Genomic DNA, 20109 nt, shown 5'->3' with positions numbered 1-20109 from the left:
CTCCAGGGGCCACGACGCAAACGTTCTCTTTGTCTTGAACTTACCACCGAAACAGACGCTAAACCATAAGGCAAAATTAACCATCACATTAGCTTATGGCCAAAAACAGCAAAATCACCGGCAGAACAAAACCACATCCATACGGCAAATAATCAGAATAAAAAATAAATACAAGCTGGAATTAACAGCACCAACCAACATTAAATGTGGAAAAATTGTCAAAAATGGCGTTATGAAAAAAACGTAATATTAAAAAAACTAATGCGAAAAAAGGCGTGGAATTAGATTATTTCAAATGAGAGAAGCACCCCGGCGCGCAGGCCGGGAGTGGAAAGTGTGACGGGTCTCAAACTCTTAAGATTGTCCTTACGGACGCTAGCGTAACCACTCAGGAAGATCGTTCAGTCCCATCGCCTGGCGGATGAGCTGTGGTTTTACGCCTGGCAGGGTATCGGCCAGTTTCAGACCAATATCACGCAGCAGTTTTTTCGCCGGATTCTCGCCTGCAAACAGTTCACGAAAGCCCTGCATACCGGCCAGCATCATCGCTGCGCTGTGCTTACGGCTGCGCTCGTAGCGGCGCAAATAGAGATACTGACCAATATCTTTGCCCTGACGCTGTAGCCGCTTCAGCTCATCGATCAGCTCCGCCGCATCCATAAAGCCAAGGTTAACCCCCTGACCCGCCAGCGGGTGGATGGTATGCGCCGCATCCCCCACCAGCGCCAGACGATGAGCAGCGAACTGGCGGGCATAGCGTCCCGTCAGCGGAAACGCCTGACGCTCGCTTTCAAGGCTGCATAGCCCCAGGCGATTATCAAAAGCGATATTCAGCGCCTGATTAAACTCGTCAACGCTTGCCTGCTGCATGCGATCTGCTTCCTGCGGCGAGAGCGACCAGACGATAGAGCACAGGTGCGGGTCACTGAGCGGCAGGAACGCCAGGATCCCCTCACCGTGAAACGCCTGCCGCGCAACCGCGCCGTGAGCTTCCTGCGTACGGATAGTCGCCACCAGCGCATGATGACGGTAATCCCAGAAAGTGAGCGGAATATCCGCTTTGTTGCGCAACCAGGAGTTAGCGCCATCGGCGCCGACCACCAGGCGAGCTGTCAGCATTGCGCCATCTTTCAGGGACAGAAATGCCTCATTCTCACCCCAAGCTACCTGCTGTAACTCAGCGGGCGCCATCAGCGTAATATCCGCTGAACGCTGTGCTTTTTGCCAGAGTGCGTAATGGATCTCTGAGTTTTCAACGATGTGGCCTAAATGGCTGTAGCCCATGCTCTGGTCATCAAACGCAATACGCCCAAAGCTGTCTTTGTCCCAGACTTCCATGCCGTGGTAGCAACAAGCGCGACGGGCAACAATGTCGGACCAGACGCCCAGTCGGCTAAGCAGTTTTTCACTGGCGGCATTAATGGCCGATACGCGAAGCTGAGGAGGTGCATCCGCCGCCAAAGGCGGCGGAACATGTTGTTCTAACACTGCAACGCGCAACCCGCTGCCCTGCAAGCCGCAGGCAACTGCCAGTCCCACCATGCCGCCACCAACAATTGCTACATCAACACTTTGCACTGTTTGCTCCTGAAAATAGGACAATCAAAAACCGTAGGCCGGATAAGGCAAAGCCGCCATCCGGCATTACTTCCGCGACATTGCCTGATGGCGCTGCGCTAATCAGGCCTGCTTTTTTAATTCGGCCTACAGGTTATATCTATCGCGCAACCCAACCGAGGGTCCGCTCCGCCAGCGCATCGCGCGCAGGCGTGAATAATTCCATCGCCATCAGCCCGACATTACGCCCAACGACCAGCGGGGCCCAGCGATTGGCAAACAAATACACCAAATTGTTGGTCACACCAATCGTCGTTTCGCGATCGCGTTCGCGGCGCTGCTGATAGTGTGCCAGCACCGCATAATCACCGATATCTTCCGCGCAATTTTGCGCCTGCGTCAACGTCTCAGCCAGGCTCATCACGTCGCGCAGACCAAGGTTGAAACCTTGTCCGGCAATGGGATGCAGCGTCTGTGCTGCGTTCCCCACCAGCACAGTACGATGGGTAATGGCTTTTTGCGCCGAGGTTAATGAAAGCGGATAAGCGTTGCGTTTACCGGCCTGGGTAATACGCCCCAACCGCCAGCCAAACGCAGTTTGCAGTTCGCGGCAAAATTGTTCGTCGGACCAGGCCATAATCTCATCCCGCCGCTCCAGCGGATGGCACCATACCAGCGAGCAGCGACCATCAGACATCGGTAGCATTGCCAGAGGACCATATTGCGTAAAACGTTCAAACGCTCGCCCGTCATGCGCAACGGAGGTCGTGACGTTGGCAATCACCGCCAGTTGTTCATAGGGTTGTTGCTGCCAGTCAACGCCGCAGGCGGTAGCCAGCGCGGAGCGCGTGCCATCGGCGGCCACCAACAGGCGACCATTAATCATCTCACCATTTTCCAGCGTAACCTCAACGCGTTCCTGCGTGCGTGACACGCTGGCTACACGGTCGGGGCAGTGCAGCGTGATGCCCGGCGCTTTACGCAGCAGCGCAAACAAACGCAGCCCGACATCGTGCAGTTCTACCACCTGGCCCAGCGCCGGAATACGGTATTCCTGCGCATCCAGCGTCACAAATCCGGCATGGCCGCGATCGCTGACGTGAACCGTTTTGATCGCCGTTGCGCAATCGGCAATCGCCTGCCATACGCCAATTCGCGCCAGCTGTTGGCAGGTCCCTGCCGCCAGCGCGATCGCCCGGGCGTCAAACCCTGGATGGCGGTCAGTTTCAGGTTCGCTCGCTTCTATCAGGTGAACAGGCAGAGTCCCGTGGCTGAGCTGAGAAATGGCCAGCGCCAGCGTCGCACCGACCATACCACCACCAACGATAATCACGCTCATTGCAGTCGCGCCGCAGCCATTAAGGCTTCAATGTCATCCGCTTTCTTCACCACGCTGGCGGTCAGGTTCTCATTGCCGTCCTCGGTGATGAGGATGTCATCTTCAATACGAATGCCGATACCACGATAAGCAGGCGGCACATCGGCGTCCGGTGCGATATACAGCCCCGGTTCGACGGTGAGCACCATTCCTGGCTCGAGAATACGTGAGCGGTCCTGACCATAAACGCCAACGTCGTGCACATCCAGTCCCAGCCAATGGCTAAGACCATGCATAAAGAATGGGCGATGCGCATTTTCGGTAATCAGTTGGTCGATCTCGCCGTGCAAAATGCCAAGCCTCACCAGACCCGTAATCATGATGCGCACCACTTCGCCGGTGACTTCCTGGATGGACGTCCCCGGGCGATACAGGCGCAGGCTGGTCTCTAATGACTCCAGTACGATGTCGTAGATTTCACGCTGAGCAGGGGAAAATTTGCCGTTTACCGGGAAGGTACGCGTAATGTCGCCCGCATAACCTTTGTATTCACACCCGGCGTCAATTAACACCAGATCGCCATCGCGCATTTCACTTTCATTTTCGGTGTAATGGAGAATACAGCCGTTTTCGCCGCTGCCGACAATCGTGTTATAGGATGGGTAACGCGCGCCATGGCGAGTAAACTCGTGGTGAATCTCCCCTTCCAACTGGTATTCAAACATTCCCGGACGGCATTTTTCCATCGCGCGGGTATGCGCCAGCGCACTGATCTCTCCAGCACGGCGCATGACCGCAATTTCTTCTGCTGATTTGAACAAGCGCATTTCATGGACCATTGGACGCCAGTCGATGATCGCGGCGGGTGCGTGCAGATTTTGTCTGGAGCCTTTACGCAGTTTATCCAACGCCGTGCACACAATCTCGTCTGCCCAGGCATATTCGCCCTGCGCGTGGTACACCGCGTCCAGGCCATTGAGCAACAGGTGCAGCTGTTGGTTGATTTCACTGAAGGCCAGCGCCCGGTCAACGCCGAGTTTTGCCGGTGCGGCATCCTGGCCCAGACGGCGGCCAAACCAGATCTCAGCCGTCAGATCGCGAACCCGATTAAACAAAACGCTGTGGTTATGAGTGTCATCACTTTTAATCAGCACCAGCACGGCTTCCGGTTCGTTAAAACCGGTGAAGTACCAGAAATCACTGCTTTGGCGGTACGGGTATTCACTGTCCGCGCTGCGCGTCGCTTCAGGCGCGGCAAAAATCAGCGCGGCGCTGCCAGGCTGCATTTGTGCCAGTAAAGCCTGGCGACGACGCTGGAATTCTTGCTGAGATATCTCGCTCATCACACTCTCCTTTGCGTTTCGTTCTTAGTGCAGAGTCGGTTTACGGACTTCCGGCGCGGTCGGCTGCTGACGCGTAAACGTGTCATGACACAGCAAGGCGGCTACGCGCACGTATTCGATAATCTCTTCGAGCGACATTTCCAGCTCTTCCTGATCTTCGTCTTCGTCATATCCCAACTGAGCGATATTGCGCAGGTCGTCAATCGCTTCACCGGTTTCACCGGTCACTTTGTCGAGCTTTGGCTGCGTAACGCCAAGGCCCAGCAAAAAGTGGTTTACCCACCCCGCCAGCGCATCGGCACGCTCAAACACGCTAACGTCGTCGCCTTCAGGCAGATAAAGCTGAAAAAGGAAACCGTCGTCCTCGAGGGCATCGCTGGTGGCAGAGTGCATTTTCATCAGTGCCTGAGCCAGCTCGTGACCGAAGGCCAAACCTTCGTTCGTCAGGTCGTGCAGCAACGGCTGCCATGAGCTGTCATTGTTGCCGCCGCAAATCATCCCGCTGATCAAGCCGTGCATTTCGGCCGGGGTTAATCCAGCCCCTTGTTGGTTCAAAAACTGGCTAACGTCGTTGTAGCCAGGCATTTCGTTCTGTATAGACATAAGCATTCGTCATCAAAGGGAGGAATATTCATGGTATGCTACCACTTTGGGCCCTGGTGGACCAGAAAAGGGCTTGTATCTTGATACCAGGGTAGCTATAGTGTCGCCCCTTCGCGGACCCAAGGTCTGGAGACGAAGGCAGCGCAGTCAATCAGCAGGAAGGTGGCATGTCTGCACAACCCGTCGATATCCAAATATTTGGCCGTTCACTGCGAGTGAATTGCCCGCCTGAACAAAGGGATGCGTTGAATCAGGCTGCGGACGATCTCAATCAGCGATTGCAAGATCTGAAAGTTCGCACTAGAGTCACAAATACTGAGCAGTTGGTTTTCATCGCCGCGTTGAACATCAGCTATGAATTAACTCAGGAAAAAGCGAAGACGCGTGAGTACGCGGCGAGCATGGAACAACGTATTCGGATGCTACAACAGACCATCGAACAGGCGTTGCTTGATCAGGGTCGCATAACCGAAAAAACGGGCCAAAACTTTGAATAACACTTTTCGGTTTACTGTGGTAGAGTGACCGTGAAGACAAAATTTCTCTGAGATGTTTGCAAGCGGGCCAGTCCCCTGAGCCGATATTTCATACCACAAGAATGTGGCGCTCCATGGTTGGTGAGCATGCTCGGCCCGTCCGAGAAGCCTTAAAACTGTGACGACGCATTCACCTTGAACCAAGGGTTCAAGGGTTACAGCCTGCGGCGGCATCTCGGAGATTCCCTTCTACCTGGCAACAGCCATGACACTACTTTCTGAACTCCCTTTATCCCGGCAAGAAATTCGTCAACTGATTCGACAGCGTCGTCGCGCGCTGACCTCTGAACAGCAACGACACTACGGTCAGCAAGCCGCGACCCGAATGCTCAGTTTTCCCCCTGTTGTACTCGCGCATACTGTGGCGGTATTTCTCTCGTTCGATGGCGAACTCGATACCCAGCCGCTGATAGATCAACTGTGGCGAGCGGGCAAGCGCGTTTACCTTCCGGTTCTTCATCCCTTCAGTCCCGGTAATTTACTGTTCCTGCACTATCATCCGCGCAGCGACCTGGTGACCAATCGCTTAAAGATCCAGGAACCACGGCTTGATGTACGTGACGTATTGCCGCTGTCAAAGCTGGACGTACTGATTACGCCGTTAGTGGCATTTGATGAGGACGGGCAACGCCTGGGCATGGGCGGTGGATTTTACGACCGCACGCTACAAAACTGGCTGCAGCATAAGATCCAACCCGTGGGCTACGCGCATGACTGCCAGTTAGTAGAAAAATTGCCGGTTGAAGAGTGGGATATCCCGCTGCCAGCGGTGGTGACGCCGTCCAAAATCTGGGAGTGGTAGCCGTTTTTTGCCGATTGACAGCGCCGTTTTTTTGACCTAAATTCCTCGGTGAAGGGTGAGGGAGGCGAACCTCCCTCCTGCGTACTCTCTGTTAATATGCTGGCCAAGCGATGATTAACAGGATCAGCAGCATGATGACGTATCTCATCATCGTCCCTTTCCTTTTTAGAGCCCCTGCTTCGGTAGGGGCTTTCCCGTTTCAGCGCTATGCTGCGCCCCTATCGTAAATTCCTTTTATTGCTGTACAACACGCAATGCTGCCTTTAGTTGCCAACTGCGGCAAAGCTCGAAAACAGAATGTATGCGTTACAGAAAGAGATTTTGAGGCAGGGAAATCAGAGGAAAGATGGGCAGGTCAACCGCCTGCCCATGTAGAGGAAATCAGTACAGCAGACGAGCGCGAATGGTTCCCGGAAGGGCTTTCATCGCCAGCAGCGCTTTCTCCGCCACATCTTCATCCGCTTCAATATCGATAACCACATAACCTACCTGCGCTGAAGTCTGCAGATACTGCGCGGCAATGTTGACGCCCTGCTCGGCAAAAATCTGGTTAAGTGCCGTCAGTACGCCCGGACGGTTTTCGTGAATGTGCATCAGACGACGACCACCGTGCAGCGGCAGCGAAACTTCCGGGAAGTTTACCGCAGACAGCGTAGACCCGTTGTCGGAATACTTGGTCAGTTTCCCAGCTACTTCCAGACCGATGTTTTCCTGCGCTTCCAGCGTTGAACCACCAATGTGCGGCGTCAGGATCACGTTATCGAAATCACACAGCGGCGAAGTGAAAGGATCGCTGTTAGTTGCCGGCTCGGTTGGGAATACGTCGATTGCAGCCCCCGCCAGATGTTTAGTCGCTAACGCGTCGCACAGCGCAGGAATATCAACAACCGTACCGCGTGCGGCGTTAATCAGCAGCGCCCCCGGTTTCATCAGCGAAATCTCACGCGCGCCCATCAGGTTTTTGGTGGAGGCATTTTCCGGCACGTGCAGACTGACCACGTCGCTCATATTGAGCAGGTCGGAAAGATGCTGTACCTGTGTGGCATTGCCAAGCGGGAGTTTATTTTCAATATCATAGAAAAAGACATGCATCCCGAGCGATTCCGCCAGAATGCCCAACTGAGTACCAATGTGGCCGTAGCCGATGATCCCCAGTTTTTTACCACGCGCTTCAAAAGAGCCGGTAGCCAGCTTATTCCAAACGCCGCGGTGCGCTTTGGCGTTCGCTTCGGGTACGCCACGTAGCAGTAGCAGCAGTTCGCCAATCACCAGCTCAGCAACGGAACGTGTGTTAGAGAATGGTGCGTTAAACACAGGGATCCCGCGCTTTGCCGCTGCACTTAGATCAACCTGGTTGGTGCCAATGCAGAAGCAGCCAATCGCGACCAGTTTCTCTGCGGCGTCAATCACATCTTCAGTCAGATGGGTACGGGATCGCAGGCCAATGAAGTGGGCATCACGGATGGACTCTTTCAGTTGTTCAGTGTCCAGAGCACCTTTGTGAAACTCGATGTTGGTATAACCTGCTGCACGAAGGCTTTCGAGTGCTTTTTGGTGCACGCCTTCAACCAGCAGAAATTTAATCTTATCTTTCTCCAATGATACCTTTGCCATTTCCCCGACCCTGTCTTTTTTTGTTCAAACTAATGTGTTGTGTGTGGGATTTTCATCCGTCTCTTCAACATATCAAAAAATAATATTGCGGCAATATGAACGTTTGCGTCGCCGTGCTGAAGAAATGTCATTCAACGGGAAATGTCAGAGGAAAATACTGGCGATAACTTTTTCTTTGGAGAGATCGGCAGGACAATATTATAAACGTGACACAAGTCACCAAATTTGCCCTGCCAAAATTTTTTTAACGGGAGAAGACGCTCCCGTCAGATCATTTTACGATAGTTTTCACGCCGTCAGGCGTACCGATCAGCGCGACATCCGCACCACGGTTGGCAAACAGGCCGACGGTTACCACACCTGGAATCGCATTGATGGCATTTTCCAGCGCGATGGCGTCGAGGATCTCCAGACCGTGCACATCGAGGATCACGTTGCCGTTGTCCGTCACGACGCCCTGACGGTATTCAGGACGACCGCCCAGCTTCACCAACTGGCGAGCCACAGCGCTGCGCGCCATTGGGATCACTTCGACCGGCAGTGGGAAGTTACCGAGAATATCGACTTCTTTAGACGCATCCGCGATGCAGATAAATTTCTTCGCCACGGAAGCAATGATTTTTTCACGGGTCAACGCTGCGCCGCCGCCCTTGATCATCTGCATGTGACCGTTGATTTCATCCGCGCCGTCAACGTATACGCCGAGGCTGTCCACTTCGTTAAGATCGAACACGTGGATGCCAAGGCTTTTGAGTTTTTCAGTCGATGCGTCCGAACTGGATACCGCACCTTCAATCTGACCTTTCATTGTGCCCAGCGCATCAATAAAGTGTGCGGCTGTTGAACCTGTACCTACGCCCACAATGGTGCCGGGCTGTACATACTGAAGTGCCGCCCATCCTACTGCTTTTTTCAGTTCATCCTGCGTCATGATCGTTTCGCCTGTGGTGTGAATATGGTGGGAAAATTCACGCGCATTATAGAACATTGTGCAGAAAAATGTCCCCACACCCGCTCGCAAGCGGCGGATTTCGTCTTTACCCAATCAAAAATTGTGTCATAGTGCAGAACAAGCAAAAATTTCAGGAGTGCGTCAAAGCAATGAAACGTCCGGACTACAGAACACTACAAGCACTGGATGCGGTTATTCGTGAACGAGGATTTGAGCGCGCGGCGCAAAAGCTGTGCATCACGCAATCCGCGGTTTCACAGCGCATAAAACAGCTTGAGAATATGTTCGGACAACCGCTGCTGGTGCGTACCGTACCGCCGCGCCCAACGGAACAGGGACAGAAACTACTGGCGCTACTGCGCCAGGTTGAACTGCTGGAAGATGAGTGGCTGGGCGATGAACAAACCGGCTCGACGCCGCTTCTGCTTTCGCTGGCGGTAAACGCCGACAGTTTGGCGACCTGGTTACTTCCGGCGCTGGCTCCGGTACTGGCTAATTCACCGATTCGACTGAACCTGCAGGTTGAAGATGAAACCCGAACCCAGGAACGTCTGCGTCGGGGTGAAGTGGTCGGTGCGGTGAGTATTCAACATCAGGCGCTGCCAAGCTGTCTGGTGGATAAACTGGGCGCGCTGGACTACCTGTTTGTTGGCTCTAAACCTTTCGCCGAGCGTTATTTCCCAAACGGCGTCACCCGTTCCGCCCTGCTGAAAGCCCCGGCGGTCGCGTTTGACCATCTTGATGACATGCACCAAGCGTTCTTGCAACAAAACTTCGACCTACCACCGGGCAGCGTACCGTGCCATATCGTTAACTCGTCTGAAGCCTTCGTCCAGTTAGCCCGTCAGGGAACAACCTGCTGCATGATCCCACACTTACAGATTGAGAAAGAGCTGGAAAGCGGTGAGCTTATCGACTTAACGCCAGGCCTGTTCCAGCGTCGGATGCTATACTGGCACCGCTTTGCGCCAGAAAGCCGCATGATGCGCAACGTCACCGACGCGCTGCTGGCCTATGGCCACAACGTACTGCGTCAGGATTAATTCCTCGAACAGAGGCCGGATAGCGGCGTAACGCCTTATCCGGCCTACAAGCCTTTCCCCTCATTTCATGCTATTCCCGCCACGTCTTTGAAATACATCACAAAATAAAACACGCCACACGGCAAAAAACGACGTCCTGTTGGCTATTTTTTGCTGGCGACAAGCCAAATGAAAAAGCACACCGTATTCGCAAAGATTCAACTTATTGCGTAATACGGAGCAAAAAATGGCAAACGTGCAGGAGTGGCAAACACTCGCCAATAAAGAACTCAGTCGACGGGAAAAAACCGTTGAGTCGCTGGAAAGACAAACGGCGGAAGGGATTACCATCAAGCCGCTGTACACCGAAGCGGATCTCGATAATCTGGAAGTCACGGGCACCCTGCCCGGTCTGCCGCCTTACGTGCGTGGCCCGCGCGCCACTATGTATACCGCGCAGCCGTGGACGATTCGCCAATACGCCGGTTTCTCTACCGCCAAAGAGTCCAACGCCTTTTACCGCCGTAACCTCGCCGCTGGGCAAAAAGGGCTTTCCGTCGCCTTTGACCTTGCCACTCATCGTGGCTATGACTCAGACAACCCGCGCGTAGCGGGCGACGTCGGCAAAGCCGGCGTGGCGATCGATACCGTCGAAGATATGAAGGTGCTGTTCGACCAGATCCCGCTGGATAAGATGTCCGTTTCGATGACCATGAACGGCGCGGTGCTGCCGGTACTGGCGTTTTATATCGTCGCGGCGCAGGAGCAAGGCGTGACGCCGGAACAGCTCACCGGGACCATTCAGAACGATATTCTGAAAGAGTACCTGTGCCGCAACACCTACATTTATCCGCCAAAACCCTCCATGCGCATTATCGCCGACATCATCGCCTGGTGCTCAGGCAACATGCCGCGCTTTAACACCATCAGCATCAGCGGCTATCACATGGGTGAAGCCGGGGCAAACTGCGTACAGCAGGTGGCGTTTACGCTGGCAGACGGTATTGAATACATCAAGGCCGCGCTTTCCGCCGGACTGAAAATTGATGACTTCGCCCCGCGCCTGTCATTCTTCTTCGGCATCGGCATGGATCTGTTTATGAACGTCGCCATGCTGCGCGCTGCACGGTATCTGTGGAGCGAAGCGGTCAGCAGTTTTGGCGCGACCAACCCGAAATCTCTCGCTCTGCGTACCCACTGCCAGACCTCAGGCTGGAGCCTGACCGAGCAGGACCCGTACAACAACGTGGTACGAACCACCATTGAAGCGCTCGGCGCTACGCTTGGCGGCACTCAGTCTCTGCATACCAACGCTTTTGATGAAGCGCTCGGTCTGCCCACCGATTTCTCCGCCCGTATTGCGCGTAATACGCAGATCATCATTCAGGAAGAATCAGAGATCTGCCGCACCGTCGATCCGCTGGCCGGATCGTATTACGTCGAATCACTCACCGATCAAATCGTGAAGCAGGCGCGCACGATCATCAAGCAGATTGATGAGGCAGGCGGCATGGCGAAGGCGATTGAAGCCGGGCTTCCTAAACGGATGATCGAAGAAGCGTCCGCGCGCGAACAGTCGCTGATCGACCAGGGTAAGCGCGTTATCGTCGGGGTGAACAAATACAAGCTGGATAAAGAAGACGACACGTCGGTGCTGGAGATCGACAACGTGAAGGTGCGCAACGAGCAGATTGCCTCACTGCAGCATATCCGCGCCACCCGCGACAATGATGCGGTTAAAGCCGCGCTATCCGCGCTGACCCACGCCGCGCAACAGAATGAAAATCTGCTGGCAGCCGCCGTCAACGCCGCCCGCGTTCGCGCCACGCTCGGCGAAATCTCCGATGCGCTCGAGGCCGCCTTTGACCGTTATCTGGTTCCCAGCCAGTGCGTTACCGGGGTGATTGCACAAAGCTATCACCAGTCCGACAAATCCGCCGATGAGTTCGATGCCATTGTTGCGCAAACCGAACAGTTCCTCGCAGAAAATGGCCGCCGCCCGCGTATTCTGATCGCCAAGATGGGTCAGGACGGCCACGATCGCGGCGCAAAAGTGATCGCCAGCGCCTACTCCGATCTCGGCTTCGATGTCGATCTCAGCCCGATGTTCTCCACACCGGAGGAAATTGCCCGTCTGGCGGTAGAAAACGATGTGCATGTCATTGGCGCATCATCGCTGGCGGCGGGTCATAAGACATTGATCCCGGAGCTGGTCACCGCGCTCAAAGGCTGGGGACGCGAAGACATTTGCGTCGTCGCCGGCGGGGTTATTCCGCCACAGGATTACGCTTTCCTGCACGAGCATGGCGTGGCAGCCATTTATGGCCCAGGCACGCCAATGCTCGACAGCGTCCGCGATGTGTTAACCCGTATCAGTCAGCATCATGATTAACGCCGCCACGCTTGAGGATACCGTCCGCCGCTTGCGACTCGGTGAACGGGCTACGCTCGCCCAGGCGATGACGCTGGTCGAAAGCAATCACCCGCGCCACCAGCCGCTGAGTACGCAATTGCTGGACGCGATTATGCCGTTCACCGGTAACGCCCTGCGTCTGGGGATCACCGGCACGCCGGGCGCGGGTAAAAGCACCTTTCTGGAAGCATTCGGCATGCTGTTGATTCGCCGCGGGTTACGGGTAGCGGTGATCGCCGTCGATCCCAGCAGCCCGGTTAGCGGCGGCAGCATTCTTGGTGATAAAACCCGCATGACGGAACTGGCTCGCGCAGAATCTGCGTTTATACGTCCGGTTCCTTCCAGCGGTCATTTAGGCGGCGCCAGCCAGCGCGCCCGCGAATTAATGCTGCTGTGCGAGGCGGCTGGCTTCAACGTGGTGATTGTGGAAACCGTCGGAGTTGGGCAGTCGGAAACCGAAGTCGCAGGCATGGTGGATTGCTTTCTCTCACTGCAAATCGCCGGCGGTGGCGACGATTTGCAGGGCATCAAAAAAGGCCTGATGGAGATGGCGGATCTGGTCGTCATCAACAAGGACGACGGTGATAACCGTACCAGCGTTGCCATCGCCCGCCATATGTACGAATCCGCCCTGCATATTCTGCGCCGCAAATATGACGAGTGGCAGCCGCAGGTTCTGACCTGCAGCGCCCTGGAAAAACGCGGCATTGAGGAGGTTTGGCAGGCGATAACCGACTTTAAAACGTGCCTTACCGCCAGCGGTCGACTGGAAAAAGTCCGCCAGCAGCAGGCGGTGGAATGGCTACACAAGCAGGCTGAAGAAGAAGCCCTGCATCTGCTGTTTGCCCGGGCTGATTTCGACCGGTATTTCCAGCAGACGCTGCTGGCCGTCAAAAACAATGATCTTTCGCCGCGCACCGGCCTGCGGCACATCAGCGAATTTATCCAGCATCATTACTTTCAATAAAGAGAACATTATGTCTTATCAATACGTCAACGTGGTCATCATCCAGAAAGTCGCGGTCATTGAGTTCAATTACGCCCGCAAGCTCAATGCCCTGAGCAAAGTGTTTATTGACGATCTGATGCAGGCGCTGAACGACCTCAATCGTCCGGACATTCGCTGCATCATTCTGCGCGCCCCGAGCGGGGCCAAAGTGTTCTCTGCCGGGCATGATATTCATGAGCTCCCCACCGGACGTCGCGATCCGCTCTCTTATGACGATCCGCTGCGTCAGATAACTCGTATGATCCAAAAATATCCGAAGCCGGTGATCTCCATGGTTGAAGGCAGCGTCTGGGGCGGCGCGTTTGAGATGATCATGAGTTCCGATCTGATCATCGCAGCCAGTACGTCTACCTTCTCCATGACCCCGGTCAACCTCGGCGTGCCCTATAACCTGGTGGGCATCCACAACCTGACCCGCGACGCTGGTTTTCACATCGTTAAGGAGCTGATTTTTACCGCCTCGCCCATCACCGCTCAACGCGCTATGGCGGTCGGGATCCTCAACCATGTCGTTCCAACCGAGGAACTGGAAGATTTCACCCTGCAAATGGCGCATCACATCTCGGAAAAAGCGCCGCTGGCAATCGCCGTCATCAAAGAAGAACTGCGCGTGTTGGGCGAAGCACACACCATGAACTCTGACGAATTCGAGCGCATTCAGGGCATGCGCCGCGCGGTGTATGACAGCGAGGATTATCAGGAAGGGATGAACGCGTTTATGGAAAAACGTAAACCTAATTTTGTTGGCCATTAATCACGTCCGACGAAGGAGACGGCCATGAAACGGATGAGCGCCGAACAGGCGGCAGAAATTATCCAGCACGATGATATGGTGGCGTTCAGCGGCTTTACCCCCGCGGGTTCGCCAAAAGCGTTACCCACCGCAATTGCCCAACGCGCCTGCGAACGGCATCAGGACGGGCAGCCTTTTCAGATCCGCCTGCTGACCGGGGCGTCAATTGGCGCCGCCGCTGATGATGCACTATCCGCGGCGGATGCCGTTTCCTGGCGTGCGCCTTATCAAACCTCATCTGGCCTGCGCGAGAAAATTAACCAGGGCCAGGTGAGGTTTGTCGATCTCCATTTGAGCGAAGTCGCGCAGATGGTTAATTACGGCTTTTTTGGCGATATCGATGTTGCCGTCATTGAAGCTTCCGCCATTGCGCCGGATGGCCGGATTTGGCTTTCCAGCGGTATTGGCAATGCACCCACCTGGCTGCTGCGGGCGAAAAAGGTGATTATCGAGTTGAATCATTACCATAATCCACGCGTGGCAGAGTTTGCCGACATCGTAATACCCGGCGCACCGCCGCGGCGTAACAGCGTGCCCATATTTCATACCATGGATCGCGTGGGCAGTCAGTGCGTGCAGATAGACCCCAGGAAAGTGGTCGCGGTGGTGGATACCGAGCTGCCCGATGCCGGGAATGCGTCGGATAAAACCAATCCGGTCAGCCAACAAATTGCCGATAACGTCGTCACTTTCCTACTGGCAGAAATGGCGCACAAACGCATTCCAGCAGAGTTTCTGCCCTTACAAAGCGGCGTGGGCAATATCAACAACGCGGTAATGGCGCGACTGGGAGAGAATCCGGATATCCCGCCCTTTATGATGTATTCAGAGGTGTTACAGGAATCGGTGGTGCATCTGCTGGAAATGGGCAAGATCACCGGTGCCAGCGCCTCCAGCCTGACCATCTCAGCCCCGTCGCTACAGAAGATTTACGACAACATGGACTTCTTCGCCAGCCGAATTGTGCTGCGCCCGCAGGAGATCTCCAATAACCCGGAAATCATCCGTCGGCTGGGGGTCATTGCGCTCAACGTTGGGCTTGAGTTTGATATCTACGGCCATGCCAATTCCACGCACGTTGCGGGCGTGAACCTGATGAACGGTATCGGCGGCAGCGGGGATTTCGAGCGCAACGCCTATCTGTCTATCTTTATGGCGCCGTCGATTGCCAAAGGTGGGAAAATCTCAACCATCGTGCCGATGTGCAGCCATGTCGACCACAGCGAACATAGCGTTAAAGTGATCGTGACCGAACAAGGGATTGCCGATCTGCGTGGGTTATCTCCGATGCAGCGGGCGCACACGATTATCGATAACTGTGCGCATCCCCTTTACCGGGACTACCTGCACCGCTATCTGGAAAAAGCGCCCGGCGGGCATATCCATCACGATCTCAGCCATGCGTTCGATCTGCATCGCAACCTTCTCGAGACAGGATCGATGCTCGGTTAACTTGCCGTACCGTCACGATCTTCAGCAATATGCTGGAGCATGGTGCCGGTATAGCGATGATTTTTCAGCGAATAGAGAAACTCCTGCATATACATGGGGCTGCCGGGCGCGTCGAAATACTTTAGCGTCGACGGATTCACCAGCCGCCAGGCAAAATGAGGAATCACCGTCAAAAACTGCCCGCGCTCCACCGCACTAATCTTGGCCATAAAGCTGTAAGGACGGTAGATAATCGTCGGATTGATCCCACAGGGCCGCATATAAGCATCCAGCATCGCCTCAAAGTTGGCGCGATTCTGGAAGCGCATTTGCAGCCAGGGTAGCTCGCGCAGCAGATCCTGCGGCTGTTTCTCTTCGTAGCGCCGGGAAACGAGAAACCCCAGACGCAGCGGAGACAGTTCGCTGATCGCCAGATTTTCCAACTCTTGTACGCGGGGAGAAACGTGCTGTGGCGAGATAATGAAATCCAGTTTGCGGTCGAACAGATTATCAATCACCCCATTCTCACTGAATTCAACGGCCTGGGCCGTCACGCCGTCATATTTATCGCCAAGGCTAATCAACTGGTCAAAAATAATCGTTGGATAAGTATTATCGATACCGATGACGATTTCCCGCGAGCGACAAGAGGCGTTATGAATTTCGTTATCAATGGCAGAGAGGCGCTGATAGACGGGAAACAGCTTCTGATAGAGCTCCTGTCCGGCTTTATTCAGGCTGATGTTGTTATCTTTACGGGTAAACAGCGTATAGCCGATTTGATCTTCCAGTGCAGCAATGCTTTTACCGAAAGGCGATGCGGTCATATGTATTTTTTCTGCCGCTCTGGCGATGTTATTGGTTTGCGCCAGCAGAATGAAATTACGCATCTTTTTCGAGATAAAAATATCCATAGCGTCCCCTTAAAAATCGCTATGGCCTATCCTCATTACCACGAAAAAAAAGACTGGATGTGAGGTCTCATTTTTACAGTTGCTCACAGAAAAACCGGCTGGAATGTTTTATCGGCCTGATGAGACGCGTAAGCATCGCCATCAGGCTAAAATCTTGCCGGATGGCGACTTACGCCTATATCAAGACTACTTATTGGTTACTGTAGGCTCTATCTGGAAGACGACATCAACCTGATCGTCAAACTGAATAACCGGCTGTTCGTAGGTTTCCTGAGCAGAGGTTGCAGGCGCTGCATCTGCTTTCATCATCCGTACCATCGGGCTCGGTTGATAATTGGAAACGTGGTAACGCACACTGTAAACGGGACCCAGTTTGCTATTAAAGCCCGCGGCCAGCTGTTCAGCCTGATGAACAGCATCATCAATCGCCGCTTTACGCGCTTTGTCTTTGTAAGCATCCGGCTGGGCAACGCCCAGCGATACCGAACGAATCTCATTCAGACCGGCCTTCAGCGCGCCATCAAGCAGAGCGTTGAGTTTGTCCAACTGACGCAGCGTGACTTCAACGGTGCGCACTGCACGATAACCTTTGAGGATGCTTTTGCCGTTCTGGTAGTCGTAGTCCGGCTGCGTACGCAAGTTTGCAGCGCTAATGTCTTTCTTCGCTATCTGGTTCTGTTCAAGGAAGGACAGATATTGCGCCACGCGCTCATCGGCCTGCTTCTTCGCGGAAGCCGCATCCTTTGCAGCAACGTTCACTTCAATCGCCAGGGTGGCGATGTCTGGGGTTGCATCTACGCTTGCCGTTCCGGAAGTCACGATGTGCGGTCCATTTGGCAACTCATTTGCCTGTACCGATAGTGCGCTGAATCCGACTAATGCCGCCAGGGCCATTATTTTGAACTTCACGGTCGTTCCTCCATGTTTCATTAATTACCCCAAAACTCAGGGCACATGCAGGCAAGCTTAGCCGATCTCGCTGCGTTGTCCATCAGACAACACTTAGTTGAACAGCGCATGAACGTGCGCAACACCTTCTTTTGCCAGCTGAAAAGCGATAAACCACATCACTAATCCTACCAGCGTATTGATGATGCGCTGTGCTTTCGCAGTTCGCAGACGCGGTGCCAGCCAGGCCGCCAGCAATGCCAGACCGAAGAACCACAGGAACGAAGCGCTGACGGTTCCCAGTGCAAACCAGCGTTTAGGCTCAACGTCCAGTTGCCCCCCCAGACTCCCGAGCACCACAAAGGTATCCAGGTAAACATGTGGGTTGAGCCATGTCACCGCCAGCATAGTAGCGATGATTTTCCAGCGCCCCTGCTTCATCACTTCGGCGCTGGCCAGTTCCAGATTACTGCTCATCGCCGTTTTTAGCGCACCGAATCCGTACCAGAGTAAAAATGCGACCCCGCCCCAGGTGACCAGCGCCATCAGCCATGGCGACTGCATCAGCAAGGCGCTACCGCCGAAGATCCCCGCGCAAATCAGCACTAAGTCACTGATAGCGCAGAGTAAAGCAATCATGATGTGATACTGACGACGGATCCCCTGGTTCATCACGAAGGCATTTTGTGGACCAAGCGGAAGTATCATGGCTGCACCAAGCGCAAGCCCTTGAAAATAGTAGGATAACATGTAAAACATCTCACATAATTGTCTTGTGGGCAGACTATACTGCGCGGGATTCATTAGAGGAAATGGATAATATTAATCAGTAATTAGCATTATTAATAATACCGCGCACACTCCCCTCCATATTCAGTCTCTGACAATAGCGATTGTGCGTTACCCGGGGTATGCTGAAAGATAAATCTGTCTATACCAAAGGAATGGGTATGAAGCATAACGCGAACATTTTTCTCTTCTGTGCCTCGCTGATAGTTACCAGTTTGTGGCCCACTGTCGCCAGCGCAGACAGAACGCTGCGCTATACCGATCACGAGCCATATGGCAACATGCGTACCCGGCTCATAAAAGAGACTTTTTTTCGTGCGATCGAACAAGAGTCGCTTGGACGTTTGAAAATCGACGCTCACTGGAACGGCGAGCTGTCCACCAGCTATGACGCCTTAAAAACGATCGGCCAGGGCAGCGTGGCGGATATGGGGATCGTGGTCCCTGAGTACACGCCCGAACAACTGCCGCGACACCAGATTTTTAAGAGCTTCCCCCTCGGACCGGGCCGTGGTGAAGCGCAGGTTAACGCCTTTCAGCGGATTTTCCGCGAGTATCGCCAGTTTGGTCGCGAGCTGGAAAACAACAATCTGGTGAATCTTCAGTTTTTCCTCGGCTATCCGGTTGGATTTTTTACGACCAGGCCGAACGTCGATTTGGCACAGCTGAATGCAAGCCAATGGCGGACCGCCAGCTTTTGGCATCAATCATTTTTACGCAACGCGGGCGGCGTGCCGGTCAGCATGCCATGGAATGAAAAAATTACCGATGCGCTTCAGACCGGACAGCTTGACGGCCTGATGGTTAACCTCGACAGCGGAGATGATATCCATGCCCAGCGGGCGGCCCCCTATATTCAGCTCTCCCCTTCGCTCTGGCTCGGACACGTTTATCTTCTGGTGATGAATAAAGACGTCTGGGATAGCCTGGACGTGAAAGATCGCGCAGCCATCAATCGGGCCGCCGCCATGACGCAAAAACGTATTGGCGCAGTGCAGGACGCAAGCCTGACCGCAATGGCGAAAAAGATGGCAAAAGAGGGCGCACACGTTCACTACCTGAGCAACAGCGAGCTGAATGCGTGGCAAGCCGCTACCGGGTATCAGCACGTTCAGGCCGAATGGATTGCCCAACAGGAAAGTAAAGGAATAAACGATGTTGGCGAGCTGATGCAGGGTGTCAGCGCAATTCTTAACAAGACGAGATAAATCAACGCCCGCCTCTCTCTGGCGGGCGTTTTTAGCTGAAGTTACTCGGTCGCGTTCTCTTTCACGCGTTTAAAGTTCACATCCATCTGCGGGTACGGGAAGCTGATACCGTTGGCGTCAAACTCGCGCTTAATACGCTCCAGTACATCCCAGTAGACGCTTTGCAGATCGCTGCTGTTGCTCCAGACGCGTACGACGAAATTAATCGAGGAAGCGCCCAGCTCATTCAGGCGTACCGTCATTTCACGGTCTTTTAGGATGCGATCTTCAGACTGGATGATATCAGTGAGGATTTTTTTCACCTGATCGATATCGGAGTCGTAGGCCACGCCGATAATAAATTCGTTACGACGGACCGGCTCGCGAGAGAAGTTAATGATGTTCCCGGCAATGATTTTACCGTTTGGGATCACCACAATCTTACCGTCTACGGTACGCATAGTTGTGGAGAAAATCTGCACGTTAAGCACGGTTCCCGCAACGCCGCCAAGGTCTACATATTCACCCGCGCGGAACGGACGGAACATCACCAGAAGCACGCCTGCGGCGAGGTTGGACAGCGACCCTTGCAGTGCCAGACCGACAGCTAAACCTGCGGCACCGAGAACGGCGATCACGGAGGCAGTTTGCACCCCAACGCGACCCAGCGCGGCAATCAGCGTGAAAGCGATAATACCGTAGCGCACCAGTGCAGAAAGAAAGTCGGCAACGGTGGCATCAATTTTACGCGCCAGCATCAGGCGGTTAACGGTGTTTGATACGATACGCGCCACGATCATACCGATAATGACAATCGCGAGAGCCGCAACGATGTTGACGGCATAGCTCAACAGTAGCTCCTGATTGCGGACCAGCCAGGTGCCCGCACCGTTTATGCTGTCGACAACATTCAAATCTTCCATTCAATATTCCTTTTT

At 54.2% G+C, this 20109-nt stretch carries 18 protein-coding genes and 1 other RNA gene; 9 read left to right on the top strand and 10 right to left on the bottom strand.

All coding sequences use genetic code 11. From position 1 onward, the window contains the following. Positions 1-375: 375 nt before the first annotated feature. The 4 genes from ubiI to HV302_RS04515 form a co-directional block, all read right to left on the bottom strand. Complete coding sequence (gene ubiI, locus HV302_RS04530; RefSeq protein WP_181626962.1) at positions 376-1578, bottom strand: FAD-dependent 2-octaprenylphenol hydroxylase; 1203 nt, start codon at positions 1576-1578, stop codon at positions 376-378. A gap of 139 nt (positions 1579-1717) precedes the next feature. Then, positions 1718-2896 carry a 2-octaprenyl-6-methoxyphenyl hydroxylase gene (ubiH, locus tag HV302_RS04525; RefSeq protein WP_019077635.1) on the bottom strand — a complete coding sequence of 393 codons (1179 nt, stop codon included), beginning with the start codon at positions 2894-2896 and terminating at the stop codon, positions 1718-1720. Further along, positions 2893-4218 (bottom strand): Xaa-Pro aminopeptidase, encoded by a 1326-nt coding sequence (gene pepP, locus HV302_RS04520; RefSeq protein WP_047357826.1) that lies wholly within the window; start codon positions 4216-4218, stop codon positions 2893-2895. Before pepP ends, ubiH begins: the two co-directional genes overlap by 4 nt. 24 nt (positions 4219-4242) lie before the next feature. After that, a complete protein-coding gene (locus HV302_RS04515) occupies positions 4243-4821 on the bottom strand; it encodes a YecA/YgfB family protein (protein ID WP_181626961.1) in 579 nt (192 codons plus the stop codon). 167 nt (positions 4822-4988) lie between these two features. Here HV302_RS04515 and zapA point away from each other — a divergent pair, with 167 nt between their 5' ends. The 3 genes from zapA (at position 4989) to HV302_RS04500 (ending at position 6159) form a co-directional block, all read left to right on the top strand. Continuing rightward, positions 4989-5318, top strand: a complete 330-nt coding sequence (zapA, locus tag HV302_RS04510) for a cell division protein ZapA (RefSeq protein WP_003026980.1) — start codon at positions 4989-4991, stop codon at positions 5316-5318. A gap of 41 nt (positions 5319-5359) precedes the next feature. Beyond that, positions 5360-5543: non-coding RNA, 6S RNA (gene ssrS / locus HV302_RS04505), on the top strand. Between the two features lie 19 nt (positions 5544-5562). Further along, complete coding sequence (locus tag HV302_RS04500) at positions 5563-6159, top strand: 5-formyltetrahydrofolate cyclo-ligase (protein ID WP_181626960.1); 597 nt, start codon at positions 5563-5565, stop codon at positions 6157-6159. A gap of 381 nt (positions 6160-6540) precedes the next feature. Here the strand turns inward: HV302_RS04500 and serA are convergent, their stop codons facing one another. Together serA and rpiA are read right to left on the bottom strand one after the other, a co-directional pair. Further along, a complete protein-coding gene (gene serA / locus HV302_RS04495; RefSeq protein ID WP_016154363.1) occupies positions 6541-7773 on the bottom strand; it encodes a phosphoglycerate dehydrogenase in 1233 nt (410 codons plus the stop codon). Between the two features lie 271 nt (positions 7774-8044). Beyond that, positions 8045-8704, bottom strand: coding sequence for a ribose-5-phosphate isomerase RpiA (rpiA, locus tag HV302_RS04490; RefSeq protein ID WP_016154364.1), 660 nt, complete (start codon positions 8702-8704; stop codon positions 8045-8047). 170 nt (positions 8705-8874) lie between these two features. Here rpiA and argP point away from each other — a divergent pair, with 170 nt between their 5' ends. The 5 genes from argP to HV302_RS04465 all read left to right on the top strand — a co-directional run bounded on the left by argP (position 8875) and on the right by HV302_RS04465 (position 15414). Further along, positions 8875-9768, top strand: coding sequence for a DNA-binding transcriptional regulator ArgP (argP, locus tag HV302_RS04485; protein ID WP_003825477.1), 894 nt, complete (start codon positions 8875-8877; stop codon positions 9766-9768). A 226-nt stretch (positions 9769-9994) separates the two neighbouring features. Beyond that, positions 9995-12139, top strand: a complete 2145-nt coding sequence (gene scpA / locus HV302_RS04480; RefSeq protein WP_181626959.1) for a methylmalonyl-CoA mutase — start codon at positions 9995-9997, stop codon at positions 12137-12139. Next, the gene (meaB, locus tag HV302_RS04475) at positions 12132-13127 is read left to right on the top strand and encodes a methylmalonyl Co-A mutase-associated GTPase MeaB (RefSeq protein WP_181626958.1); all 996 of its coding nucleotides are present in this window, start codon (positions 12132-12134) and stop codon (positions 13125-13127) included. The genes scpA and meaB overlap by 8 nt, the downstream gene beginning before the upstream one ends. A gap of 10 nt (positions 13128-13137) precedes the next feature. Next, entirely contained in the window at positions 13138-13923 is a 786-nt protein-coding gene (gene scpB / locus HV302_RS04470; protein WP_016154367.1) for a methylmalonyl-CoA decarboxylase, read from the top strand. 24 nt (positions 13924-13947) lie between these two features. Further along, the gene (locus HV302_RS04465) at positions 13948-15414 is read left to right on the top strand and encodes an acetyl-CoA hydrolase/transferase family protein (protein WP_181626957.1); all 1467 of its coding nucleotides are present in this window, start codon (positions 13948-13950) and stop codon (positions 15412-15414) included. Here HV302_RS04465 and srsR read toward each other — a convergent pair. From srsR to argO, 3 genes are all read right to left on the bottom strand, one after another. Then, positions 15411-16307 carry a LysR family transcriptional regulator SrsR gene (gene srsR / locus HV302_RS04460; protein ID WP_016154369.1) on the bottom strand — a complete coding sequence of 299 codons (897 nt, stop codon included), beginning with the start codon at positions 16305-16307 and terminating at the stop codon, positions 15411-15413. The two genes, HV302_RS04465 and srsR, sit on opposite strands and share 4 nt — an antisense overlap. 186 nt (positions 16308-16493) lie before the next feature. Further along, positions 16494-17216 carry an oxidative stress defense protein gene (locus HV302_RS04455; RefSeq protein ID WP_029139653.1) on the bottom strand — a complete coding sequence of 241 codons (723 nt, stop codon included), beginning with the start codon at positions 17214-17216 and terminating at the stop codon, positions 16494-16496. 93 nt (positions 17217-17309) lie between these two features. Beyond that, positions 17310-17945, bottom strand: coding sequence for an arginine exporter ArgO (gene argO / locus HV302_RS04450; RefSeq protein WP_003027005.1), 636 nt, complete (start codon positions 17943-17945; stop codon positions 17310-17312). Positions 17946-18145: 200 nt separating this feature from the next. Here argO and dctP point away from each other — a divergent pair, with 200 nt between their 5' ends. Continuing rightward, on the top strand, positions 18146-19192 hold the full coding sequence (gene dctP, locus HV302_RS04445) for a TRAP transporter substrate-binding protein DctP (protein WP_019077644.1): 1047 nt from the start codon (positions 18146-18148) through the stop codon (positions 19190-19192). Positions 19193-19233: 41 nt separating this feature from the next. On the opposite strand, the gene HV302_RS04440 is transcribed toward dctP, so the two are convergent. Continuing rightward, the gene (locus HV302_RS04440; protein WP_019077645.1) at positions 19234-20094 is read right to left on the bottom strand and encodes a small-conductance mechanosensitive channel MscS; all 861 of its coding nucleotides are present in this window, start codon (positions 20092-20094) and stop codon (positions 19234-19236) included. Positions 20095-20109 lie beyond the last annotated feature (15 nt).

It is taken from the genome of Citrobacter sp. RHBSTW-00859 (assembly GCF_013729795.1).
GTDB classification, from domain to species: domain Bacteria; phylum Pseudomonadota; class Gammaproteobacteria; order Enterobacterales; family Enterobacteriaceae; genus Citrobacter; species Citrobacter braakii.
The sequence above is the reverse complement of the archived record's forward strand: the minus strand, read 5'-3'. Positions and strand labels throughout refer to the sequence as shown.